The sequence below is a fragment of the Acinetobacter sp. Marseille-Q1623 genome, assembly GCF_902809895.1.
GTDB classification, from domain to species: Bacteria; Pseudomonadota; Gammaproteobacteria; order Pseudomonadales; family Moraxellaceae; genus Acinetobacter; species Acinetobacter piscicola_A.
Genome location: NZ_CADDWG010000001.1, coordinates 2,600,307 through 2,622,909, shown reverse-complemented (window position 1 = coordinate 2,622,909; position 22,603 = coordinate 2,600,307). Strand labels below are relative to the sequence as shown.

Annotated in this window: 24 protein-coding genes; 12 read left to right on the top strand and 12 right to left on the bottom strand. The window is 37.5% G+C overall.

Translation table 11 applies throughout. The annotated features are described in order from the left end of the window. Nucleotides 1-9 precede the first annotated feature (9 nt). The 7 genes from glmU to HUV91_RS12480 form a co-directional block, all read right to left on the bottom strand. On the bottom strand, nucleotides 10-1,374 hold the full coding sequence (gene glmU, locus HUV91_RS12510; RefSeq protein ID WP_174493550.1) for a bifunctional UDP-N-acetylglucosamine diphosphorylase/glucosamine-1-phosphate N-acetyltransferase GlmU: 1,365 nt from the start codon (nucleotides 1,372-1,374) through the stop codon (nucleotides 10-12). A gap of 24 nt (nucleotides 1,375-1,398) precedes the next feature. Then, nucleotides 1,399-1,914 carry a phosphatidylglycerophosphatase A gene (locus tag HUV91_RS12505; protein ID WP_130074880.1) on the bottom strand — a complete coding sequence of 172 codons (516 nt, stop codon included), beginning with the start codon at nucleotides 1,912-1,914 and terminating at the stop codon, nucleotides 1,399-1,401. Beyond that, nucleotides 1,892-2,806: a thiamine-phosphate kinase gene (gene thiL, locus HUV91_RS12500; RefSeq protein WP_174493549.1), complete on the bottom strand. Its 915-nt coding sequence runs from the start codon at nucleotides 2,804-2,806 to the stop codon at nucleotides 1,892-1,894. The genes HUV91_RS12505 and thiL overlap by 23 nt, the downstream gene beginning before the upstream one ends. 9 nt (nucleotides 2,807-2,815) lie before the next feature. Further along, nucleotides 2,816-3,265, bottom strand: coding sequence for a transcription antitermination factor NusB (gene nusB, locus HUV91_RS12495; RefSeq protein ID WP_130074878.1), 450 nt, complete (start codon nucleotides 3,263-3,265; stop codon nucleotides 2,816-2,818). A 3-nt stretch (nucleotides 3,266-3,268) separates the two neighbouring features. Further along, a complete protein-coding gene (gene ribE / locus HUV91_RS12490; RefSeq protein ID WP_130074877.1) occupies nucleotides 3,269-3,739 on the bottom strand; it encodes a 6,7-dimethyl-8-ribityllumazine synthase in 471 nt (156 codons plus the stop codon). A 49-nt stretch (nucleotides 3,740-3,788) separates the two neighbouring features. Next, complete coding sequence (ribBA, locus tag HUV91_RS12485) at nucleotides 3,789-4,901, bottom strand: bifunctional 3,4-dihydroxy-2-butanone-4-phosphate synthase/GTP cyclohydrolase II (protein WP_130074876.1); 1,113 nt, start codon at nucleotides 4,899-4,901, stop codon at nucleotides 3,789-3,791. Between the two features lie 293 nt (nucleotides 4,902-5,194). Further along, nucleotides 5,195-6,460, bottom strand: coding sequence for a hypothetical protein (locus HUV91_RS12480; protein WP_130074875.1), 1,266 nt, complete (start codon nucleotides 6,458-6,460; stop codon nucleotides 5,195-5,197). Nucleotides 6,461-6,537: 77 nt separating this feature from the next. Between HUV91_RS12480 and serB the strand changes: the two genes are divergently transcribed. From serB to HUV91_RS12465, 3 genes are all read left to right on the top strand, one after another. After that, a complete protein-coding gene (gene serB, locus HUV91_RS12475) occupies nucleotides 6,538-7,758 on the top strand; it encodes a phosphoserine phosphatase SerB (RefSeq protein ID WP_130074874.1) in 1,221 nt (406 codons plus the stop codon). A 422-nt stretch (nucleotides 7,759-8,180) separates the two neighbouring features. Further along, nucleotides 8,181-8,495: a ciprofloxacin tolerance protein AciT gene (aciT, locus tag HUV91_RS12470; protein WP_130074873.1), complete on the top strand. Its 315-nt coding sequence runs from the start codon at nucleotides 8,181-8,183 to the stop codon at nucleotides 8,493-8,495. A gap of 188 nt (nucleotides 8,496-8,683) precedes the next feature. Next, nucleotides 8,684-9,163, top strand: coding sequence for an SCP-2 sterol transfer family protein (locus HUV91_RS12465; protein ID WP_174493548.1), 480 nt, complete (start codon nucleotides 8,684-8,686; stop codon nucleotides 9,161-9,163). A 454-nt stretch (nucleotides 9,164-9,617) separates the two neighbouring features. On the opposite strand, the gene dtd is transcribed toward HUV91_RS12465, so the two are convergent. Further along, a complete protein-coding gene (gene dtd / locus HUV91_RS12460; protein WP_174493547.1) occupies nucleotides 9,618-10,058 on the bottom strand; it encodes a D-aminoacyl-tRNA deacylase in 441 nt (146 codons plus the stop codon). Nucleotides 10,059-10,545: 487 nt separating this feature from the next. Here dtd and HUV91_RS12455 point away from each other — a divergent pair, with 487 nt between their 5' ends. Further along, complete coding sequence (locus HUV91_RS12455; protein WP_130074870.1) at nucleotides 10,546-10,737, top strand: CopG family transcriptional regulator; 192 nt, start codon at nucleotides 10,546-10,548, stop codon at nucleotides 10,735-10,737. Nucleotides 10,738-10,817: 80 nt separating this feature from the next. Here HUV91_RS12455 and HUV91_RS12450 read toward each other — a convergent pair whose 3' ends face one another. Next, the gene (locus tag HUV91_RS12450; RefSeq protein ID WP_174493546.1) at nucleotides 10,818-11,174 is read right to left on the bottom strand and encodes a roadblock/LC7 domain-containing protein; all 357 of its coding nucleotides are present in this window, start codon (nucleotides 11,172-11,174) and stop codon (nucleotides 10,818-10,820) included. A 307-nt stretch (nucleotides 11,175-11,481) separates the two neighbouring features. Between HUV91_RS12450 and pncB the strand changes: the two genes are divergently transcribed. The 3 genes from pncB (at nucleotide 11,482) to asd (ending at nucleotide 14,498) form a co-directional block, all read left to right on the top strand. Further along, nucleotides 11,482-12,690, top strand: a complete 1,209-nt coding sequence (gene pncB / locus HUV91_RS12445) for a nicotinate phosphoribosyltransferase (protein WP_174493545.1) — start codon at nucleotides 11,482-11,484, stop codon at nucleotides 12,688-12,690. A gap of 111 nt (nucleotides 12,691-12,801) precedes the next feature. Continuing rightward, nucleotides 12,802-13,650, top strand: coding sequence for a sulfurtransferase (locus HUV91_RS12440; RefSeq protein WP_174493544.1), 849 nt, complete (start codon nucleotides 12,802-12,804; stop codon nucleotides 13,648-13,650). Then, nucleotides 13,647-14,498 carry an archaetidylserine decarboxylase gene (gene asd / locus HUV91_RS12435; protein ID WP_174493543.1) on the top strand — a complete coding sequence of 284 codons (852 nt, stop codon included), beginning with the start codon at nucleotides 13,647-13,649 and terminating at the stop codon, nucleotides 14,496-14,498. Before HUV91_RS12440 ends, asd begins: the two co-directional genes overlap by 4 nt. An 88-nt stretch (nucleotides 14,499-14,586) precedes the next feature. Here asd and phoR read toward each other — a convergent pair whose 3' ends face one another. The 3 genes from phoR to HUV91_RS12420 all read right to left on the bottom strand — a co-directional run bounded on the left by phoR (nucleotide 14,587) and on the right by HUV91_RS12420 (nucleotide 17,577). Beyond that, nucleotides 14,587-15,945 (bottom strand): phosphate regulon sensor histidine kinase PhoR, encoded by a 1,359-nt coding sequence (phoR, locus tag HUV91_RS12430; protein WP_174493542.1) that lies wholly within the window; start codon nucleotides 15,943-15,945, stop codon nucleotides 14,587-14,589. Nucleotides 15,946-15,963: 18 nt separating this feature from the next. Then, nucleotides 15,964-16,674 carry a phosphate regulon transcriptional regulator PhoB gene (phoB, locus tag HUV91_RS12425; protein ID WP_130074864.1) on the bottom strand — a complete coding sequence of 237 codons (711 nt, stop codon included), beginning with the start codon at nucleotides 16,672-16,674 and terminating at the stop codon, nucleotides 15,964-15,966. Between the two features lie 225 nt (nucleotides 16,675-16,899). Further along, nucleotides 16,900-17,577 (bottom strand): TetR/AcrR family transcriptional regulator, encoded by a 678-nt coding sequence (locus tag HUV91_RS12420; protein WP_227554801.1) that lies wholly within the window; start codon nucleotides 17,575-17,577, stop codon nucleotides 16,900-16,902. Between the two features lie 232 nt (nucleotides 17,578-17,809). On the opposite strand from HUV91_RS12420, the gene HUV91_RS12415 reads away from it, so the two are divergent. The 5 genes from HUV91_RS12415 to HUV91_RS12395 all read left to right on the top strand — a co-directional run bounded on the left by HUV91_RS12415 (nucleotide 17,810) and on the right by HUV91_RS12395 (nucleotide 22,573). After that, nucleotides 17,810-18,655: an SDR family NAD(P)-dependent oxidoreductase gene (locus tag HUV91_RS12415; RefSeq protein WP_130074862.1), complete on the top strand. Its 846-nt coding sequence runs from the start codon at nucleotides 17,810-17,812 to the stop codon at nucleotides 18,653-18,655. Nucleotides 18,656-18,965: 310 nt separating this feature from the next. Beyond that, on the top strand, nucleotides 18,966-19,910 hold the full coding sequence (locus HUV91_RS12410; RefSeq protein ID WP_174493541.1) for a TauD/TfdA dioxygenase family protein: 945 nt from the start codon (nucleotides 18,966-18,968) through the stop codon (nucleotides 19,908-19,910). Nucleotides 19,911-20,198: 288 nt separating this feature from the next. Next, nucleotides 20,199-20,729, top strand: coding sequence for a Crp/Fnr family transcriptional regulator (locus tag HUV91_RS12405; RefSeq protein WP_228721857.1), 531 nt, complete (start codon nucleotides 20,199-20,201; stop codon nucleotides 20,727-20,729). A gap of 109 nt (nucleotides 20,730-20,838) precedes the next feature. Then, entirely contained in the window at nucleotides 20,839-21,054 is a 216-nt protein-coding gene (locus HUV91_RS12400) for a TOBE domain-containing protein (RefSeq protein WP_130074859.1), read from the top strand. 13 nt (nucleotides 21,055-21,067) lie between these two features. Next, the gene (locus tag HUV91_RS12395) at nucleotides 21,068-22,573 is read left to right on the top strand and encodes a hypothetical protein (RefSeq protein WP_174493540.1); all 1,506 of its coding nucleotides are present in this window, start codon (nucleotides 21,068-21,070) and stop codon (nucleotides 22,571-22,573) included. The last annotated feature ends 30 nt before the right edge of the window (nucleotides 22,574-22,603 follow it).

The following is a 22,603-nucleotide window of genomic DNA, read 5'->3' as shown; positions in this document are numbered from 1 at the left end:
TATATCCTCTTATTTCTTGACCTTTTGGGGACGCTGATAATTTTCTTTAGAAATTTGTTTTGCTCGTTCAAATGCAAGGCTGTTGTCTGCAACATCATGCGTGATCACTGAGCCTGCACCGGTTGTTGCACCGTTGCCAATCGTTACAGGTGCAACCAATGAGTTATTTGTACCGACAAAGGCATGATTACCAATAATGGTTTTATGTTTGTTGGCACCGTCATAGTTACACGTGATTGTCCCTGCACCAATATTGGATTCAGTGCCAATTTCAGCGTCACCAAGATAAGCAAAATGATTGGCTTTAGATGCAAAACCAATAGACGTATTTTTCACTTCAACAAAGTTGCCAATATGTACTTCATTGGCTAATTTTGCACCTGGGCGTAAACGTGCAAATGGTCCAATTTGAACTTGTTCTCCAACAATGGCATTGTCAAAAATGCTATAAGGTTGAACTTTGGTGCCAGCAGCAATTTTAGTATTTTTAATAATACAACCTGCGCCAATTTCGACATGATCGCCAAACTCACAGTCACCTTCAATGATCACATTGATATCAATACGAACATCATTGCCTGTTTTGAGTTTTCCACGAAGGTCAAAACGTTGTGGATCAATAATATGCACACCTTGTTGCATCAACAATTTTGCTTGGTGATTTTGGAATTCACGTTCTAATGCAGCAAGTTGTAGACGGTCATTCACGCCTTCAACTTCAAAAGCGAGTTCAGGTTGAATTGAGGCGATTTCCATGCCATCAGCCAATGCCATAGCAACGATGTCGGTGAGGTAATATTCACCTTGGGCATTGTCGTTACTCAGTTTTGGTAACCATTCATGCAATTTAGCATTGCTGACACAGTAAATACCTGTGTTAATTTCCTTGATTTGGCGTTGCTCATCAGATGCATCTTTATGTTCAACAATGGCTTGAATTTTTCCATCTTTACGAACAATACGACCATAGCCTGTAGAATCATCTAAAGTGAGCGTGACTAAACCAATGCCAGATGTATAAGAGGCGTCAATTAGACGTTGCAAAGTGCTGTGTTGTACACAAGGTACATCACCTGACAAAATTAAAGACATCCCTTCTGTAGGAAGTACGGGTAAAGTGACTTTTACCGCATGTCCTGTACCGAGTTGTTCAGTTTGTTCAACCCATTGCACATTTTCATCAGCAAATGCATTTTGAACTAAATGTCCACCATGCCCAAAAATTGTAATTATATTTTTTGCTTGTAACTGTTTCGCTGTTTCAATCACATGACCCAGTAAAGGACGTCCAGCTAAAGGTTGTAATACTTTAGGTAGGCTAGAACGCATACGTGTTCCTTTACCAGCAGCAAGAATGATTACAGTTGTTGACATATAACACCTGATAATAAATTTAAATCAAATAAAATAAAAATAAATCGCAATACACAACGCAGCCCAAATTCCAGCAATGATGTCATCAAACATGATGCCAAAGCCGCCATCAACTCGCTGGTCAATGACACGAATCGGCCAAGGTTTCCACACATCAAACAAACGGAATAAAGCAAAACCAATCAATGCCCATAACCAATTCATTTCCCCTAAATAAATCAGAGGAAGAAAAGTAATTGATTGCCCTGCAAATTCATCCCAAACAATGCGTCCATCATCATGCACGTGAATAATCTTTGCAGTTTGCCCACAAATATAAATACCAATGAATGACATGAGAATGATGACAGCTACAGAAGCATAAAAGCCAAGCATAAGCCAAAGAGGAATGAATAATAAGGCAAAGGCTGAACCGAAAGTACCGGGTGCTTTGGGGGCTAGGCCTGAGCCAAAACCAACACCGCAGAACACAATAAAGCGTTCAGACCAAGTCATCTCTTTAAAGATAATAGGAGGTTTATGCAAAGTGTTGATATCCATGAAAGTGAAGAGGATGATCTAAGCCATCTTTTTCAAATGTGAGTCCGTGTTGTGCCTTAATTTTCCCGATGATTGTAGTCTTAACATTGGGTTGTAATTGCAAAAGTTTTTGATAGTTTTGCTGACTTATTGTAAAGCATAACTCATAGTCATCGCCACCCGAAAGCGCATATTCCCACTGTTTTTCTAAGGCCAAGCTGTAAAGTGCTGCATTTATAGGGAGTTGGTCTAAGTTTAAGCTTGCGCCAACACCTGATGCATCCAGAATATGTCCTAAATCTTGTGCCAAACCATCAGAGATATCAAGCATGCTATGTGCAAGATTTTTTAACAGCATCCCCAGTTCGCAGCGGGGGGTGGGGTAGTCCAAACGTTGTTGTAAGGGATGCCCTAAATGCTCGAGTGCAAATGCAGCATCGCCCACAGTACCACTGACTACGACAAGATCATCGACTTGCGCACCTGAACGCGTCACGGCTTGACCTGTCTCAATCCAGCCGAGTGCAGTAACTGTAATGGTGAGATGTGGACTTTGTGTGGTGTCACCACCGATTAAACGTACACCAAATTGATCGCAACAATCATATAAACCCTGACTAAAATCTTTGAGCCAAGCATGATCAATTTGGGGTAGGCTCAATGCGAGCAGAATACTATGCGGTTTTGCACCCATTGCAGCAAGGTCAGATAAATTGACAGCAACAGATTTCCAGCCTATGGCATGAGGAGAAGTGTCTAAAGGAAAATGCCGACCTGCAACCAGTGTGTCTGTACAAATCACTAATTGTTGATTACATGGAGGAGAAAGCAGTGCTGAGTCATCACCGACACCTAAATCTACATCCGTAGATTGACGGTTAAAATAGGTATCGATAATTGAGAACTCAGCCATAACCACAAGTTATTTTGCTTGTTGCTTTTCTGCTTCACGCAGGCTTGTTGCTAAACGGTCTAATACACCATTGATGTATTTATGACTGTCTGCACCACCAAAGTGTTTTGCAAGTTCAATTGCTTCGTCTAAAACAACACGATATGGAACTTCAAGATGATCTTTGAGTTCATATGCGCCTAAACGTAATGTTGCAAGTTCAACGCCATCCAATGCCTCGATCTCACGATCGAGAACTGGAATAAGTAAAGCATCCAATGCCTCATGGTTTGCGATCACGGCTGTGAGCAACTCATGATAATAGCTGAGATCCACTTTATGCATCGCATTGTCAGCACGCGTACGTGCTTCGATTTCATGCACAGGGTTGTGGCTCATTTGCCATTCATAAATCCCTTGTACAGCAAAACGACGTGCTTTACGTTTTGCTGCATAAGTAGCTTGGAGTGTTTGCGACATGCTTTAAATTGCCTTTAACAGGTTAACCATTTCAATTGCAGTAAGGGCAGCTTCACCACCTTTATTACCTGCTTTTGTACCAGAGCGTTCAATCGCCTGTTCAATACTGTCCGTAGTCAATACACCATTGATTACAGGTAAGCCAGTCTCTAGACCAACCACACCTAAACCTTTGGCACATTCACCTGCAACGAAGTCAAAATGTGGCGTACTCCCACGAATCACTGCGCCAAGTGCGATTACAGCATCGAATTTACCAGAAGCAGCTAATTTTTTAGCGACTACAGGTAGTTCCCATGCGCCAGGTGCATGAACGACAGTGATATTATCGTCGCTAACACCATGGCGATGCAATGTATCAATTGCACCTTCTAATAAATGTTCAACAACAAAGCTGTTAAAACGACCAACTAAAATCGCGTAACGGTCTTCGCTCGCGAGATGTAACAAACCTTCAATTCGGCGAATCGCCATAGCAACCTCGATGATTTAATAGATCAATAATTGAATATATGCAAAATGCTTAAGCTTGATCAGCGGTAACGTATTCTACCACTTCCAAATTAAAACCTGATAATGCGTTAAAACGTAATGGTGAACTGAGCAATTTCATTTTCTCAACACCTAAATCACGTAAAATTTGCGCACCGACACCAATGGTTTGATATTGTTGAGAAAGTGCAGCATTGGATTTGGTTGGTTTTGGCTTGCTTAATGCTTCTAGCGCAGGTCCTAAATCAGACAAATGGCGTTGACCAATCCACACCAAAATTCCGCGTTCACTATGGGCAATGGTTTTAAGTGCTTTGTCTAAGTTCCATGCAGGCTCACCATCTTTCTTGTTGAGTTTTAACAAATCTCGAGCTGGATTAAAGCCATGTACACGAACTGTAGTTACGCCGTCTTTCGGCTCGCCTTTCACCAAAGCAAGATGAATGTCTGGATTACCAATTTCACGATAACGGTGCAAATTAAATGTACCGTATTCGGTTTCAATTTCTTGATGGTCTAAATGTTCAACGGTCTGTTCATTGGTCATACGATAATGAATCAGATCGGCAATCGTCCCCATTTTTATGCCATGTTTTTCAGCAAATACTTCAAGATCAGGACGACGTGCCATCGTACCGTCTTCATTGATAATTTCGCAAATGACAGATGCTGGTTCAAGTCCAGCTAAGCGAGCCAAATCACAACCTGCTTCAGTATGTCCTGCACGGTGCAATACGCCACCTGGCTGCGCCATGAGCGGGAAAATATGCCCAGGTTGAACAATGTCAGTTGGTTTGGCATGTGCAGCAACAGCCGTCTGAATGGTATGCGCACGTTCTGCAGCAGAAATACCTGTAGTAATGCCTTCAGCAGCTTCAATGGACAACGTAAAGTTGGTGCCGTGTTGCGCGCCATTACTATCGACCATTAAAGGTAAGTCTAATTGCTTGCAACGGTCACGGCTTAGAGTCAGACAAACCAATCCACGAGCATGGGTAATCATAAAGTTGATGTCTTCAGGACGTACATGAGTTGCAGCAATGACCAAATCACCTTCATTCTCACGATCTTCATCATCCATCAGGATGACCATTTTTCCTGCACGAATATCTGCTACAAGCTCTTCAACAGTATTGAGCGCCATCAAGCTTCACCTTTTTGTTCTGTCTATGTGACATTTTCATTTAATTCATTGTGACATAGTCTACCGTGTTTTATGGTAGTTTGCCTATGCTTATCACATTCCTTTGAGAAACATAGTTATACACAAGGCTGTAGGGAAATGAAAAGTAGATACAGTTCTTTTTAGTGCAAATTTGTTTAATCTTTCAACATTTGTTTAGCAAAAAATCATTATTGAATATTATAAAAATAAATATCCATAAAAAAGCACATTCATTTTGAACATGCTTTTTTATTTGTTGATTAAATAGAATTTTAAACCGCTGTACTTACGTTTCTTTTTTTACCTTTTAAAATTTCAGTGCGAAGATTTTGTGCAATTTCTGCAGATTCGGCATTCATTCCATTAATCATAAAGGCATGGCGTGTCAGTACGTTGGTAGGATTTGGCATAGACACCAATTGATAATTTTCACCAATCTGTTTGAGTAAGTCATTACTTAAATAGAGTGCCATTTCTTTGGCAATTAAATGATGAGTCAAACGATCTGCGGCTTGCATGGCATCAAGTTGCATAGCTTCAACTTCGGTAGTTACAGCACAACGTGTTTGTAAAACAAAACGTTTATCTTCACGATAACGCTTATATAACACCTCTGATAAAAGTTGAAATACAGATCCAATCATTAGAATACAATGTGCAGCATTTGGTTTATCTGCGGCCACAGTGAGCAAAGCACCTTGTTGATTAAACTCTTGATGTACCACAAAGTCTTTAGAGTTGAGCTTAAAGTGTTGTGCTGATAACTCTATACTTTTATTTAAGAAAATTTGGCATAAATTAAAATAGGGTACCGACACTGATTGGTTAACAGTATTCATTAACTGTTTTGGATCATAGTATTGGATATTTAACGCAATTACTGCTTGTTGGTGATCAAAATCAGCTGGTATCTCTACTTTTAGTGGTTTTGGTTTTACCTGTTGTTTAGCTTGTGCAATGGCTAAGGTTTTATCTGCTTTTTCAGCTTCTAAAGCTTCTAAAAGTTGTTGAATCTCATGTTTTAGGCGAGCTTCTTTATTGAAACGTGCTAATAATTCACTACGTGTTGGACGAGCAATGGCACGATAAGCAAGCCAAATCAAAGCATGAATAATAAATGAAACCAAAATCGCCAACCATTGAGTTCTTAAAATCTCACCAATGCTAGGTTTAATTAAGGTGATTTCAATGCTACCCACTTTTTTCTCATTTTGTAATGCATCACGTACAAACACCTCACCTTGACGTGTTTTGGCTAAACCGCTTGTTGCAAGTACTTGCTTTTGCGCATCTAAAATGCGAATCGAAGCGACACTAGGGTTCGTGGCATAACGATTTGCCAGCAGGGCTAAAGAGACTGTATTGGCAGGTTCAAGCTCAGAAAGACTATCTGCAACCAATTGACTGGTCATGAGTTGACCTTGGTTTGCGCGGTTCGCATTGAGTTGATGAGTTGTTGCAATTACCATCAAAAAGGTATGTAAAGCAAAACTTATAATGAGTAGGCTAGCAAATAGCCCTTGTCTTGGCGCATTCAACTTAAACTTCCAAAGAAAAAATATTCGATTTCGATTATGATTCTAACAATAGTTGTAGCTCAGACCCGAGTCAATTCATGCGAGAAATCATTCTTATATCATTTTTAGGACCTGACCAACCCAATCAGTTTACTCGATTAATGCAAGTGTTGTCCGTACATTCTTTGCAAATATTAGATGTAGGGCAGGCAGTCATTCATAACCAGTTGACTTTAGGGATTGTGGTTTCGTCAGATGACCAAACCGCCACGGCTTTAGCCATGAAAGATATCCTTATTTTAGCACACGATATTGGACTCACTGTTCGATTTAAGCCAATTACAGGTGCGGAATATGATCAATGGGTAAGCGAAGGTGGCCGAACCCGTTATATTGTGACGGCTTTAGCGCCTGAACTGACGGCTGCTCATTTACAAGCAGTAACAAATATTGTGTCGAGTCAAGGTTTTAATATTGAAACAGTCACTCGTCTTTCAGGACGCCCTGAAAGAGAAGAACATGATCATGAACCTAAACGTTCTTGTGTCCAATTTGGTTTGAAAGGTCAAATGTTGGATGCACAAGCGATGCGTGCAGCATGTTTACGACTTTCTGCAGAATCGAGTATCGATGTCGCAGTTCAAGAAGACAACGCTTATCGTCGTAACCGCCGTTTAGTTTGTTTTGACATGGATTCTACTTTAATTGAGCAAGAAGTCATTGATGAACTTGCCATCGAAGCGGGTGTTGGTGAACAAGTGGCTGAAATTACTGAGCGTGCCATGCAAGGTGAATTGGATTTTCAGCAAAGTTTCCGTGCTCGTGTCGCCTTGTTGAAAGGCTTAGATGCGGCAGTTTTACCTAAAATTGCGGAACGTTTAACTGTAACCGAAGGTGCTGAGCGTTTAATTAAAACCTTAAAATCATTGGGTTATAAAACAGCTATTCTCTCTGGTGGCTTCCAGTATTTTGCTGAATATTTGCAAGCAAAACTGGGTATTGATGAAGTGCATGCCAATATTTTAGATGTGCAAGACGGCATAGTGACAGGTGAAGTCAAAGGTCATATTGTTGATGGCGCACGCAAGGCGCTTTTATTGACTGAATTGGCTGAAAAAATGGGTATTTCACTTGAGCAAGCAATTGCGGTAGGGGATGGTGCAAATGACTTGCCAATGCTTTCAATAGCAGGTTTAGGCGTTGCTTTCCGTGCAAAACCGTTGGTTCGTCAAAATGCCAATCAAGCGATTTCAAGTGTCGGCTTAGATGGTGTTTTATATTTACTCGGTGTACATGACAAAGATTTAAGCCGTGCTTAAGTGGCTTTAAATATGTCAGTCTGATGAAAAAGAGCAGCGTAAAGTTGCTCTTTTTTTATTGAAAAAATATTGTTTTTTATTGTGAATGTAAAAATTATCTCAATCTTCAGATTATAGATTGAGCAGATAGGAAAAAGTTATTTTTATCAAAAAATGGCTTTGTATTTTTTTGTAATGACACGGGAGCACAGGCAAAGATTAGCATGCATGCAAAATACAAAATAAAAAAATGTAATGACAAAATAATATGACGACAAAGTATGTCGTTTTACCTAAAAACAGGTATTTTCTTCTAAAAAAAAATCGCCATAATGCACAACATAAGCTTTGGTAAAATTGCAAAGAAAAAAGATTGGCTTGATGAAAATTGTGGTGTATCACTTTAATTCAGAAGTGGACACTTCATTTTGACGGAGGTTGTTATGGTAGCAGCGACATGGGCAACATTGATTGGATTTGGTCTGATTGCCGTAGCGTTGGTGACTGTGTTCTTTTCTCCTTATCGTCATTGGTTGGGATTTATGTTTGCTGGAATGGTGTTCTGGGGCATATTAGAGGCGATACGGTTTAATGTGCAAAGTTTTTTTGAATTATCGGTATCTTATAGTTATTTAACAGCGATCCTTGTGGCAATGAGTGCACTGATTGTGGTTTTGTTACGCGCAGACAAATTGGCACAAAAGGCATTGCAAAATCGCCAATATATTGAGCATACGCCTGTTTATGAAGATGAATAAAAGCCGCTGTTCTGAGCATGACTGACTTTAGAGTTCAATAAAATAATCATAAAAGACATTTAAAAGGTATATCGAATGATATACCTTTTTTCTGCGTATACTTTTGTTAGAAGCTTTGTCTTAGAAATAACAAGTTATGCTAGGATAATGAGTAGATTTTTTATATTAAAACAACAGGCTAAAATGTCATGAAACTTTCTTCAATACCCGTTGTAAAGTTACCTATTGTTGATGCAAGTACTGATCCTTTAGATCTTTTGGTACTCGGCTTAGCATTACGTATGAAACAACTGGCACGTACAAGTCCAAAATTTATTGAATTGACCCATGACCGTCAATTCCGTATTGAAATTGGCACAGATACAGGCGTTGCTCGTCAAATTATTGTCAATAACGGTCAAATCGAATCCGTTGCTGGAAATGCAGAAAAAGCTGACTTTATTCTACAGTTTGCAGACAGTGAGCAAGGGGTCAAAACTTTAGTCAAAGGTGATCCAAGTGCATTCATGACAGGCATGCAAAATGGCAGCATCAAAATGGAAGGTGATTTCAGCTTATTGGTTTGGTTTAACCAAGTGGCTAAATTGATTCCACCTAAAGTACCAAAACCAGTGAAAGAAAAAATTGCCTTGGCGCGTCAGTTTCTTAAAGAAAAGACAGGTCGCTAATTTTGCTTGACGTATAGAAACTGGTGATTAAAACGCATCAGTTTCTTACTAAATAAAAGAATGAAAATAAAAAATACGTATTTAATTTTATTTGCTAATCATCTATTCAACGGATGTGCCTAGTTACAACCAACACCTGCCATAACTTTTATTGATCTCTATATTTTGAATAAAACCGTGACACACATTGTTGAAGTCAGGGGGGATTTATCAAAAGGTCAGTTTTACTTTAATAAATAGTTACCTGCATTTTTAACACTGCATCAGTATTGACTAAGTTCACAAGATACAGACTTGATGATTGAGGTAATAGATCAGCAAGGACTGACGTATCGAACGCATATGGACTTTGTGATTGAAAAGAGCACAAGTAGGTCAACTCCAAGTGAAAATTGACCTAACATTGGAAGTTATGATTTCAATCAATTTTTCTGTGCAATCGAAATCATATGGATTATTCCACTTCTAAATTAAAGGTCACAGGTCCATCATTGACCAAGTGAACTTTCATATCGGCAGCGAAAATACCCGTTTGTATATGTTCAAATTGGGTCTTGGCATATTCAACCAGTTGATCATAGAGTGCTTCAGCCTCAATTGGGGGCATCGCAGGACCAAAATCAGGGCGTAAGCCTTTTTGAGTTTGTGCCATGAGGGTAAATTGTGAAACCAGTAAAATGCCACCACCAGCTTGGCTGACATTCCAGCCCATTTTGCCTTGTTCATCATCAAAAAAACGATATTTCAAAATTTTATCAATCAGCTTTTTGCCTTTTTCAAAATTATCATCTTTTCCTAGACCTAAAAAAACCAAGATACCCGATTGAATTTCACCTGTGATTTGACCATCAACAACTACTTTTGCTTGTAAAACCCGTTGTAATAACGCACGCATATTTGAACCATGACTGATATTTTTTAACCATATGAATTTTATCAAATTTATGCGCTTAATAATTGAAATGACTGAAAAGATATAATGTATTGAAAAATATAGAAATTATAGAACATTGGTTTAACAATCTATCTATACGGTCATTTTTATAATAAAAAAATTTATCCATTAAAGGCAATTATATAATAAATCTCTTGCGAAAATATGCTTTTATCTAATTTTTGAACTAACGAAAAGCTTATACAATTATAGCCTTTAGTTGTTTGAATTTTGACTAAAGCAAGAGGTGTTTTAAGCTCGAATTAGAGTTGTGAAGCGGTTATTGGGCAGTTGGAAAATTTTCAAACATAGATGATGTTGAATAAATCTTTTTGCAAATTTTCGCTATTCAAAAATATTGAAGAAATGTAAAGTGCATAAAAAATAGATGAATTTGAATTATAATTAAATTATAATTTAGTTATAATTAATCATAGAAGAGAGACGCATGGAAAATAAAACTGCACGATTGACTATTTTGATTGATCCGATCAAAAAGAAAGCATTTGAAGACTTATGTAACCAACAAGATATCACACCATCGCAAGTTGTACGTCAACTGATCCGTGAATACTTACAATCACATGGCGTAGATTATGCGACCAAATTGAAAAATAATACTGCGGATAAAAATCAATAAATTAAATAATAATGTTCATTTAGTTATTTTGGCAAAATGATAGAACTACCACCACGAAATGTGGTGGTAGCTAATTCTACTTAAGAAAAATCAAGTTCTTTTTCAAAGGCACGTAATTCATGGCGTGCCATCGCAAGGTTAGATTTTTGACGATCTAAAACCAAATATAAAAATAACTCATCATTACGGTCTAAAGGACGTAACAAATGATATTGCTTGCCTAAAGTAATTAGAATATCTTCAATTTTATCATTAAGTTTTAGTGCATTAGCAACTTTGCGCTTTGCACGAATTACTTCAGTATTTCCTGCTGCTGCAAGTTCTAAATCTAAGCCTGTACCTGCAGCTCCTAGTGCTAAACCACTTGAACTGTCGACTAATGCTGCTGCGATAAAACCATCAATTTCATTTAATGCACTTAAATTAAGTTTTGACATAAGGATTTCCTAATTTGACCCCATTTATTTTGAAAATATAAAAAGTATTTTTAGATTTTGACATTTTTAAATACATTTATATCTTATTTAATGTTAATTAAAAAAATATTTAATTTCAATATATATTAATGATAAAATATTAAATATTATTTTATTATAATATAATTATAACTATTTGGATATTTCATGGTATTTAAAAATTGAAAGTCGTCAGATTTTTGTTAAAAACGCAAGATCATCTATTTTTTGATTTGCAAGTTTTGATTAAGTTTTTATAGTGAGAAGATACAGATTAATTGGATCGAATATGCAACCCATCATTCAGTCATTGCTTGATACGGATTTGTACAAATTTACAATGTTGCAAGTGGTACTTCATAAATTTCCACAAACACATAGCGTATACCATTTCCGTTGCCGAAATTTACAAGATACCGTATATCCATTGACGGATATTTTAGATGATTTGAATGAACAGCTAGATTATCTTTGTCAGCTCAACTTTAAAGAAGACGAATTACAATATCTACGCACGCTACGTTTTATCAAAAGTGACTTTGTTGATTATTTAGAATTATTTCAACTCAAGCGCCGTTTTATTAAAGCAGGTATTGATGCAGAAGGACGTTTGGACATTTGGGTAGAAGGTCCCATGGTTCAAGCAATGATGTTTGAAATTTTTGTATTGGCTATTGTCAATGAACTCTATTTTCGCCGTATTCGTTCAGATGAGGTCTTGGCAGAAGGTGAGCGTCGTTTACAAGCCAAAGTGGTTCTGATGCAAAAATATGAAGCACAGATTCAACCAAATGATCCTCCATTTTTAGTTTCTGACTTTGGGACACGTCGCCGTTATAGTCTAGATTGGCAACGCCATGTGATTCAAACTTTTCATAAAGCCGCACCAAACATTTTCCGTGGAACCAGTAATGTTCTCATTGCGAAAGAACTCAATATTTTTCCAATTGGCACCATGGCACATGAGTTTTTACAAGCTTTCCAAGCGTTAGATGTACGTTTAAGAGATTTTCAAAAATCAGCATTAGAAACATGGGTGCAAGAGTATCGTGGTGACTTAGGTATTGCCCTCACAGATGTTGTGGGAATGGATGCATTCTTACGTGATTTTGATTTATATTTTGCGAAATTATTTGATGGCTTACGTCACGACAGTGGTGATCCATTTACGTGGGGAGATAAAGCATATGGGCATTATCGTAAACTCAAAATTGACACCAAAACCAAAATGTTAACTTTTAGTGATGGTTTAGATTTAGAGCGGGCTTGGGCACTTTACCAATATTTTAAAGACCGTTTTCAAGTGAGTTTTGGGATTGGCACTAACTTGACCAATGATATGGGACAAACACCGCTTAATATTGTGTTAAAATTGGTGGAGTGTAATGGTCAGTCTGTGGCAAAAATTTCTGACAGTCCAGGAAAAACAATGACGGATAATGATACCTTTTTAGCCTATCTACGTCAGGTTTTTGAAATTGCTGAGCCAAGCAATTAGAAGAAAAACGATAGCTGATTTTTTGCTAAAGAAATGCAGGAAATCAGCTAAACCGTAAAAAAGACTATGCTAAGATGGTTAAAATAATCCTGCTAAAATTCAAAAAATCGTATGACTGCTCCCATTTTTAATTTTGATTTGTTGGTTGAAGCTGAACAGCTTGTTCCTTACTTAGGACATGAAAAATTACGCATTGTTGATTTAAGCCGTAGCTCGGTTTATGAACAATTACATATTCCACATGCACTACATCTTAAGCCACAGTATTTAGTGCGACAAGAAGAACATGCTTCGGGTTTATTGCCTGATGAACAAGGTTTAGCTGCTTTAATAGACTACTTAAACATTTCTCCTGAGCATCATGTGGTGGTTTATGATGATGAAGGCGGTGCGTGGGCTGGGCGTTTGATTTGGAACTTACAGTGTTTAGGCTTTGAACATGTCAGTTTACTGAATGGCGGTATTCATGCATGGTTAGGTGCAGGCTTACCAACTTCATCTGAGGTTGAAGCATTCACAAAAGTAGAAAATTTGGTTCAGGTGGATTTGCAACATATAGAAAAATATAGAATCGAATATGATCAATTATTAGAAAAAGTACAACAAAACGCAGTACAAGTCTGGGATTGCCGTACGACAGAAGAATATACAGGACAACGCTTAGCAGCAAGACGTGGTGGTCATATTCCAAATGCACGACATTTTGAATGGAGTACTGCAATTAATCGTCAAAATCATTTAAAATTGCATCCTTTAGAACGCACGCAACAACGTTTAGAACAATTGGGCTTTCATTTAGATCAACCTGTGGTGGTGTATTGTCAATCACATCATCGTTCAGGCTTAGCGTATATCTTAGGTCGATTACTCGGTTGGAACATTCAAGCTTATGATGGTGCGTGGAGCGAATGGGGCAACCGCCTCGACAGTCCTATTATTAGTGGAGAATCACCTTCGTGAGTCTAACCTCAAACTTAAAAAAACAAATTTTTATTCGTGCTCAAAATTTAGTACCGCAACAACAACTCAGCCGTGTGGTGGGTAAACTTGCAGCTAGTGAAAATCCATTGGTTAAAAATGTCGTCATTCAAGCGTTTAAAGCACAATATGGCATTGATATGTCGATTGCACAGCAAAGTGATGCATTAAAATATAAATCATTTAATGAGTTTTTTACCCGTGCTTTAAAAGAGGGTGTGCGTGAAATTGATACAGATGCAAATAGTATTGTTTCACCTGCGGATGGTGCAATTTCCCAATTAGGTCAAGTGAAAGAAGGCGATGTATTTCAAGCCAAAGGTCAAAGTTTTTCAGTTGAAAAATTGATTGGTGATCCGCAGCTTGCAGCACCGTTTAAAAATGGTGAGTTTGCGACCGTCTATTTGTCACCACGTGATTATCATCGTGTGCATATGCCTTTTGCAGGCACATTAACTGAAACGTTATATATTCCAGGTGAATTATTTTCTGTCAATCAAACGACTGCGGAAAATGTGCCAGGTTTGTTTGCCCGTAATGAACGTATGGTGTGTTTGTTTGATACAGAATTAGGTCGTATGGCTGTTGTTTTGGTGGGTGCAATGATTGTTGCAGGCATCGAAACTGTAGCAACAGGTAAGGTGAAACCATCGGGTCGCTTGGAACTCAACCATCATGAGTTAAAACTTGAAAAAGGTGATGAGTTAGGACGCTTCTATTTAGGTTCAACCGCGATCGTTTTATTTGAACAAGGTAAAATGAATTGGGATGCACAATTTAAAGCGAACTCCGTGGTTGTCATGGGTGAGGCTTTAGGGCATATCCTATAAGTATTTAAAAATACTTAGTTTGAGTAAAGGTGAAGAAGATTATATTCTTCACCTTTTGTTTATTTTAAGACGTAGATTAGAACAAAAATTATTCAGGGTTATATAAGCGTTCTTTAGGGAATACCACTCTAAATGTAGAGCCTTGATTTTCAATAGAATCAATTTCTAAATAAGCATTATGTTGCATCAGTACGTGTTTCACAATCGCTAAACCTAGACCTGTGCCACCTGTTTGTCGGCTACGTGCACTGTCCACTCGATAGAAACGTTCAGTTAAGCGAGGTAAATGTTTAGGGTCAATACCGATCCCTGTATCTTGTACTGTGAAATAACCATGTAAACCATCATCATGCCATCCCATTGTAACTGAGCCCCCTTTAGGGGTGTATTTGATGGCATTGGTAATTAAATTACTAAAAGCACTCGCAAGTTCAGTATCAGAGCCGATCAAGTCACAATGGCTGTCGATGTCTAAATTGAGCGTATGTCCATAATCGACATTATAGGCTTGTGCATCATCAAATAATTGATTCATTAAACTTGGCATTTCAATGATTTGATTTTTAGCAATTTGTTTATTGCCTTCAAGACGTGACAAGAGCAATAAATCATTCACTAGGGCATTCATACGTCGCGTTTGTGATTGCATTTGATCAAAAGCACGTTTCCAACGTGGGTTTAAATCTTCTTGATCAGTAAATGTTTCAATATAACCACTGAGAACCGTGAGCGGTGTGCGTAATTCATGTGAAATATTATCGACAAAGTCTTTACGCATTTGTTCTAAGTTATGAATTCGGGTTACGTCATAAGCGACCAATAAACGACTTTCACTGCCGAAGCGAGTGAGTTTGATCTGTACATAATGTTCGTCGTAAACCATTGATTTTATTTTTATTCCGTCAGGATATTGGTCAATATTGTTAAAATATTCAATAAATCCAGGTTGGCGAATAATGGTCAATAAATTGCGACCACGATCAAGCATTTGGATGCCAAGTAATTTTTCAGCCGCAGGATTCCACCATTCGATTTGATGTAACTCGTCAGTTAAAACGACAGCTTCTGCTAACGCAACCAAGGATGATTGTGCCCGATCAATTAACCCGACCATTTCGGCTTGAACAACACGTTCTTGACGTTGGGCACGATACACATTAAATAGCAATGCACCCCAAATTCCATTTAAATTCGGTGGTACATCATAAGGACGGTTAGAAATCCACTCATTGACCAAATATAACGAGCGAAGTTGCAAAATAAAAAAAATTGCAAAAGACAAAGAAATACAGAGCCAAAAGTACCCAATCCCAAAACCGATAAAGCATCCGATGACGAATAAAAATGCTAACAGTCTTAAATCTTGTTTAGCAAAAGTCCATAAACTGCTGTAACGAAATCGTTTATGTTCACGTGCAAGATCTGGGACGGGGTAGGGTTCATACATAAAAAAACTGACCTAAATTTAGCCTAAAGCGACATCAGCACGTGTCGAAAAACGATAGCCTGTACCACGAACGGTTTGTACGTAACGATCTGCAGCATAGGGTTCTAATACTTTGCGCAAACGGCGGATATGTACATCAATAGTACGGTCTTCAATATAGACGTTACCGCCCCATACTTGGTCAAGCAACTGTGCACGTGTATATGCTCGTTCAGGATGAGTCATAAAGAAAGCCAATAAACGGTATTCTGTTGGTCCCATTTCTAAAATACTGTCACCAAAGCTGACACGTTGACTGACAGGGTCGAGGATTAGACCATTGGCATCAATCGATTTTTCACCACTAAGTGCATTGGCACGACGTAGCACGGCTTTAATACGAGAAACCAATTCACGCGTTGAAAAGGGTTTAGTCATATAGTCATCAGCCCCTGCATCTAAGCCTTGCACTTTATGATCTTCTTCACCTCGTGCAGTGAGCATAATTACAGGGATTTCAGCTAAATTCTCATCACGTTTTAAGCGGCGGCACAAGTCCACACCACTAATTCCGCCAGGCATCATCCAATCCAATAGAATTAGAGAAGGGCGTTGATCGACAATCATTTGATGTGCTTGTTTGGCATCTTCTGCTTGTAAGCATTGGAAACCTGCCATATCTAATGAGGTATGGATCATTTCGCGAATTGGAAGTTCGTCATCGACGATTAAAATATAGTCATCTTTCACAACGCAATATCCTATGTATGAACGGTGTACCGTTTTATTATTTATGACAGGCTTATTACAAAGATTAATTATGACAGTATCATTGCAAAAAAAACATATTGGCTATTTTTTGCAAAACTTTGTGACAAAACTTTTGAATTTGTATGCTAAATCCATAAAATAATGGTCGACATTGATTTTTCATATCGGGATGAAAAATTTAAAGGTTGAGAAGTTCAGGTATATTTAAGCACTTTGTTTTTCAGAAAAAGATTCTAATAATGAAAAAAATACCGCTTCACAGGCAAAGACCACTTGTTCGACAGAAAGTTTAAAACCACCCATGACCCAACGTACTGCAATTTGTGTAACATAGCCATTTAAGCCAGTCGAGACCAATGAAATTTCCTGTTCGCTGTGGTTGATCTGCGGCATCATTAACATGACAAAAGCTTGAATCATACGGTCAAAGCGACTCATGGTTTCATGGATTGTTGCCTGATTGTGCAACTCTTGCACCAACATCGCATCGACATAAATGATGCGTGCCATACGTGGGTCAGCTTTGAGCATAGAAAATAATGCAAATAAGCCCGAATGAATCATTTTTTTAGGCTCAGGAGAAGCTTGCATGACCCCTTGCATTACATTGTGTTGTAATTGATCAATCAATTGTAAAAAGATGGTTTGAAATAGTTCTTCGCTTTTTTTAAAAGATTCATAGAAATAGCGTTCAGTCAGTTTAGCTTCGTTACAGACGTCTTTCACGGTAACTGAAAAAAATCCTTGTGTGCCATAGGTTTCAATACCCGCTTCAATCAGTTTTTCACGGCGAGCTAACTTTCGTTCAGAAAGAGACATACCTTTAAATTGTCTTTCTTTTACCATTTTTTTAGATGTATTTTCGTTCTGAGCATGTTGCATCGTTTCATTTAATACGTGTGTAGTCATATGAATTTGTGCCAAATTAAGTGTGCAAATAGCAATATTTGATCAATAAAAATAGTTGAAATTTACGTCATACTTCTGAGCAACTCATCAACATTGAAAAGCTTAACATATTATATTGACAATAGTCATTGTCAAAATTATAGTGTAGCTGTGAGTGTATGTATAGAAAAAGTACATACAGAAAGAATTCAAACAAGGAAACTCAATGAAAAATTTTAAAAATAAAGTCGCTGCAATTACAGGTGCAGGCTCAGGTATGGGACAACAATTGGCAGTTCTATTAGCAAAAGCAGGTTGTCATTTGTCCATCAGTGATGTCAATGAAAAGGGCTTGGCCGAAACTGTTGAATTATTAAAAGCATATGATGTACGAGTAACATCAAAAAAAGTAAACGTAGCAAAACAGCCTGAAGTTAAGGCTTGGGCAGAAGAAACTGTTAAAGATCATGGCTCTGTCAACATGATCTTTAATAATGCCGGTGTAGCGCTGGGTGCAACCGTCGAGGGTGAAACATACGAAGAATTAGAGTGGATCGTGGGGATTAACTTTTGGGGCGTGGTTTATGGTACGAAAGAGTTTTTACCATACATTAAGCAAACAGGTGAGGGGCATATCATCAATACTTCAAGTATCTTTGGTTTAACTGCTCAGCCAACGCAGTCAGGTTATAACGCAACGAAGTTCGCGGTACGTGGTTTTACTGAGTCTTTACGCCAAGAACTTGATATTGAAAAATGTGGCGTGAGTGCACTATGTGTACACCCAGGGGGTATTCGTACCAACATTGCCAATGATGCGCGTATGAACGACAGCTTAAAATCATTGGGTATGAATCCTGATAAATCAGCGAAAGCATTTAATAAACTGTTGCGTAAACCTGCGGTCGAAGCTGCACAAGAAATTTTGGATGCAGTTTTAGCAGACAAACGCCGTTTATTGATTGGTGGCGATGCGGTAATTGTCGATTTGGCACAACGTTTATTACCAACAGGTTATCAGAAACTGGCTACGGGTTTGACCAAATTAACCAAGCGTTTTGAACCAAAATAATAGGTTTAGACCACAAAAAAACCGTCATTTATGACGGTTTTTTTTTCGCCACGTAAAGACAGGAAAGGATTTAAATTACTGCAAAATAATCAAAAAATTTGCTGCAAAATTCATTTTTGACAAGATTAATTTAGATGATTTTCTTAATTGTGTGAGTGGCTTGAGCGCTAAATCATTTTAATTTTTTTATTTATTCAAAATACAGCATAAAAATGTCACTTATTTGACAGATTGGAATAAGGACTTTTGGCAAGATCAAGCCATAGACAATTTTGTTCTTATTTAATGATAAAATTTTGAGGAAATAACAATGAGCTATAGCTATCAACACATTCAAGTCAAACCCATCACAGGTCGAATCGGTGCGGAAATTTCGGGTGTAAAATTATCTGGACAATTAGAGGATCAGGTTATTGCTGAAATTAATCAAGCATTGTTGCAATACAAAGCGATTTTCTTTAAAGCACAGCAGCATTTGGATGATGCAGAACAAGAAGCATTTGCTGCACGTTTGGGAACACCACTGAATCATCCTACTGTACCCATTAAAAATGGTTCTAAACATATTTTAGAGTTAGATTCAGCGCACGGTGCACGTGCAGATAGTTGGCATACCGATATTACTTTTTTAGATGCTTACCCTAAAGCCTCGATTTTACGTAGTGTGATTGCACCTGAAGCAGGTGGTGATACTGTTTGGGCAAATACTACATCGGCATATGCATCATTACCTGAACCTTTAAAAGCCTTGGCTGATACGCTTCGTGCTGTACACAGTAACGATTATGATTATGCCAGTGGTGAGCTGACCATTAATAAAGAAGCGTTGGCAAAGTATAGAAATTTCTTTAAATCTACAGAATATGAAACCGAACATCCTTTGGTACGTGTACATCCTGAAACAGGTGAAAAAACCTTGGTCTTAGGGCATTTTTTCAAACGTTTTGTCGGTTTTAATAGCAAAGACTCACGTAAATTATTTGATTTATTTCAAAGTTATGTCGTAAAACAGGAAAATATTGTCCGTTGGCGTTGGGAAGCAGGTGATGTTGCAATTTGGGACAACCGTGCAACACAGCATCGCGCAATCAATGATTATGGTGATCAACACCGTGTAGTACGCCGTGTGACCTTAGAAGGTGATATTCCTGTCGGCGTGGATGGACGTTTAAGTCAAACAATTGTGAAAGAAGAAAAATTTGATATCAAGGATTATCGTTTGAGTGAAGAAGGGGTATATGAAAAAGTTTCATAAGTACAGATAAAATTTAAAATAACTTTGCATAAAATAAGCGTTGAATAGCGGAATAAATCATTAGATCGATTTTTATTCTCCATCTAATATTAAATAAAATATTAGATGGATACTTTTATGCAATATTATGACTTAAACTCTGTTTCTAATTTTGATGTTTTAAAAAATATTTTTAAAAGTTTGTCAGGAGATAATATTAAATATATTTTGGATTATGCTTATATTAAAAATATCAAAAAATGAATTAATTTTAAATAAAGAAAATTGTTCGGAAGCACTTTATATTCTATGGATGGTATTATTCATATTGGATATTTAAGTGCATCTGGACGTTTTCATGCTTTTAATTATTTTTCAGAAAAAAATTTAATCAATGCACTGCCTTGTTTAAAAGGGCACATTATTGATTATGACTATTATGCATTTAATCAAGTGCGTGTTTTGGTGATTCCAAAGCAGATTTTTTTAGAAGAATTAAAGAATAACAATGGTTTAAATCAAGATGTGTTTGACCTTATTGCACTCAGAATGCATCACCTTATTGCCGAAATTAAGTTTTTGCATGTTGCTAATTTACATCAAAAAATTTGTAAGACTTTGTTAAATTTGGCATTGCAATATGGTCTGCATCATCCTTTAGGGATAGAAATTTATTTAAAAATATCACAGCATGATTTAGCCGATTTATTATCTACTTCCAGACAAACAATTAATAAAGAAATAAAAAACCTAGTGGGTTTAAATATTATTGAGTGGCAGTATGAAAATATTGTTATTAAAGATCTTCAGTATTTGAAATATAAAGTCAATGATATTTAAAATATTAATTTTTTATTTTATTAAAAGTGATATTAAAATATTTTTATATTATTTTTGAATATTATGAAAATATTACATATTAATTTCTAAGTTAAATTAGGAGTTAATGATGACCATTCAATCTATCAATGTTAGAAATCAGTTAAAAGGTACAATCCAAGAAATTATTAAAGGTGATGTCGTTTCTGAGGTCGATGTCGTTACGGCATCAGGTATTTTTACTTCAGTCATTACGACTCGTTCTGTGGAACAACTTGAGTTACAAGTCGGAAGCCAAGTGATTGTGCTGATTAAATCGACTGATGTATCACTTGCAAAGCTGTAGGTGTATACGTTTGATGAAGAAAAATTTTAAATATGTTCTCACAACGGTGAGTTTATTGAGTGCCAGTATTTCATTAAGCCATGCCGATAGCGATGTTCAGCAGTTACAACAGCAGGTTGCACAACTCGAAAGTTCATTACAACAGTTAAAAAGTGAAATTAACCGTTTAAAAAATCAATCGACTGAACAAAATTCACCAGTGACTTCCGTTGCAGAATCGATAGAACCATCTACTACAGATCTTGCTACGGAAAATTTAGCTGAAAACGCAGATCAGCGTTATGTCACGCAGGCTGAATTTCAAGGCATGCAAAGTGATTTGGAAAATTATAAGTACCAAGTTCAACGTGAACGAGACACCAAGACGGCGTTGTCAACCCGTCAGTTGTTGATCAATGGGGTAGTGCAAGCCAAAGCTGCTTATGTGGATGAATCACAACATATCAACCCCAATGGCAAAAATACGACGACAGCGGTGAATGATCGTCATTCATCCTTTGATTTGGGTGCGGTGCAAATTGGTTTTAGTGGCAATTTATATAAAGATTATAACGAGGGAAAAAACTTAGACTTTAATTTGCGTTTTGGTACTTCACCGCAGTCAGGTACAAATAACAGTTATTTAAATTTATTAGATGCACAGCTGATCTATAACATATTACCCACCATAAGTTTAGACACAGGACGTTTGAGTGCCACTTTGGGTCAGCAACTTTTGCCTTTTGGGCAAGAAGTACAAGCAACTGAAGACTTAAAACCAACCATTAACAACGCACTGTTTAGCTTACCAGGTTATGGCTACGGTTTGGCACTGCGGGAAGTGGGTTTGATTGTGCGTGGTGATGCATTTCCAACTGTAGATTATGGCTATAACTACCGTTCACCGATGTTGAGTTATGCCTTTGGTTTGGTCAATGGTAATGGAGCAAATAAGTCAGATGACAATGATGATAAAAATTTTGTTGGGCGTTTACGTTACACCTTACCTGCTGAATATAACTCGTGGTTACGTGAACTGAGCTTTGGCGTGTCTTGGTATCAGGGCAAAAGCAATTTATTTGATTTAAGTGGTACTGAAGCGAGCTTTGCAGGCAAAGGTGATGTCCTACGTAAAGGTTTTGATATTTATTACAACCACCATCCTTTTGGCGTGACCTATGAATATGTACAGGGTGAAGACGATACTTTCATTAATGCCACAGGCGGTGTCTATAACCGTAAAAGTGAAGCACATACAGGTACGTTATTTTGGAATTTTGGTGAGCAATTTGTCAAAGGTTTCCGTAATCAAGGTCGCTATGACGACTGGTGGCCGAAATCCTATCAAAGCTTTTACCGTTTTGACAGCATCGACCGAGATACCCATCTAGATCATCAAAAGATAGATATTCACAGTATTGGTTTAAATGCATTTTTTGCTGAAACCACTAAATTTCAGCTCAATTTTAATCACGTAGACAATCAAATTATCAACCAAAAATATAACGAACTGGTTGCGCAGTTCCAATATGGCTTTTAGTCAAAATTTTAAAATCTAAAGAGGAATATA

What these genes read in the sequence shown, in the direction of transcription:
- HUV91_RS12400 (WP_130074859.1), top strand. Translation starts at nt 20,839, where the DNA reads ATGACCATTCAATCTATCAATGTTAGAAATCAGTTAAAAGGTACAATC.
- phoR (WP_174493542.1), bottom strand. Translation starts at nt 15,945, where the DNA reads ATGTATGAACCCTACCCCGTCCCAGATCTTGCACGTGAACATAAACGA.
- nusB (WP_130074878.1), bottom strand. Translation starts at nt 3,265, where the DNA reads ATGTCGCAAACACTCCAAGCTACTTATGCAGCAAAACGTAAAGCACGT.
- HUV91_RS12450 (WP_174493546.1), bottom strand. Translation starts at nt 11,174, where the DNA reads ATGTCAAAACTTAATTTAAGTGCATTAAATGAAATTGATGGTTTTATC.
- HUV91_RS12395 (WP_174493540.1), top strand. Translation starts at nt 21,068, where the DNA reads ATGAAGAAAAATTTTAAATATGTTCTCACAACGGTGAGTTTATTGAGT.
- HUV91_RS12420 (WP_227554801.1), bottom strand. Translation starts at nt 17,577, where the DNA reads ATGCAACATGCTCAGAACGAAAATACATCTAAAAAAATGGTAAAAGAA.
- aciT (WP_130074873.1), top strand. Translation starts at nt 8,181, where the DNA reads ATGGTAGCAGCGACATGGGCAACATTGATTGGATTTGGTCTGATTGCC.
- HUV91_RS12505 (WP_130074880.1), bottom strand. Translation starts at nt 1,914, where the DNA reads ATGGATATCAACACTTTGCATAAACCTCCTATTATCTTTAAAGAGATG.
- HUV91_RS12455 (WP_130074870.1), top strand. Translation starts at nt 10,546, where the DNA reads ATGGAAAATAAAACTGCACGATTGACTATTTTGATTGATCCGATCAAA.
- HUV91_RS12410 (WP_174493541.1), top strand. Translation starts at nt 18,966, where the DNA reads ATGAGCTATAGCTATCAACACATTCAAGTCAAACCCATCACAGGTCGA.
- ribBA (WP_130074876.1), bottom strand. Translation starts at nt 4,901, where the DNA reads ATGGCGCTCAATACTGTTGAAGAGCTTGTAGCAGATATTCGTGCAGGA.
- glmU (WP_174493550.1), bottom strand. Translation starts at nt 1,374, where the DNA reads ATGTCAACAACTGTAATCATTCTTGCTGCTGGTAAAGGAACACGTATG.
- ribE (WP_130074877.1), bottom strand. Translation starts at nt 3,739, where the DNA reads ATGGCGATTCGCCGAATTGAAGGTTTGTTACATCTCGCGAGCGAAGAC.
- HUV91_RS12405 (WP_228721857.1), top strand. Translation starts at nt 20,199, where the DNA reads ATGGATGGTATTATTCATATTGGATATTTAAGTGCATCTGGACGTTTT.
- pncB (WP_174493545.1), top strand. Translation starts at nt 11,482, where the DNA reads ATGCAACCCATCATTCAGTCATTGCTTGATACGGATTTGTACAAATTT.
- HUV91_RS12440 (WP_174493544.1), top strand. Translation starts at nt 12,802, where the DNA reads ATGACTGCTCCCATTTTTAATTTTGATTTGTTGGTTGAAGCTGAACAG.
- HUV91_RS12465 (WP_174493548.1), top strand. Translation starts at nt 8,684, where the DNA reads ATGAAACTTTCTTCAATACCCGTTGTAAAGTTACCTATTGTTGATGCA.
- HUV91_RS12415 (WP_130074862.1), top strand. Translation starts at nt 17,810, where the DNA reads ATGAAAAATTTTAAAAATAAAGTCGCTGCAATTACAGGTGCAGGCTCA.
- dtd (WP_174493547.1), bottom strand. Translation starts at nt 10,058, where the DNA reads ATGCGTGCGTTATTACAACGGGTTTTACAAGCAAAAGTAGTTGTTGAT.
- serB (WP_130074874.1), top strand. Translation starts at nt 6,538, where the DNA reads ATGCGAGAAATCATTCTTATATCATTTTTAGGACCTGACCAACCCAAT.
- thiL (WP_174493549.1), bottom strand. Translation starts at nt 2,806, where the DNA reads ATGGCTGAGTTCTCAATTATCGATACCTATTTTAACCGTCAATCTACG.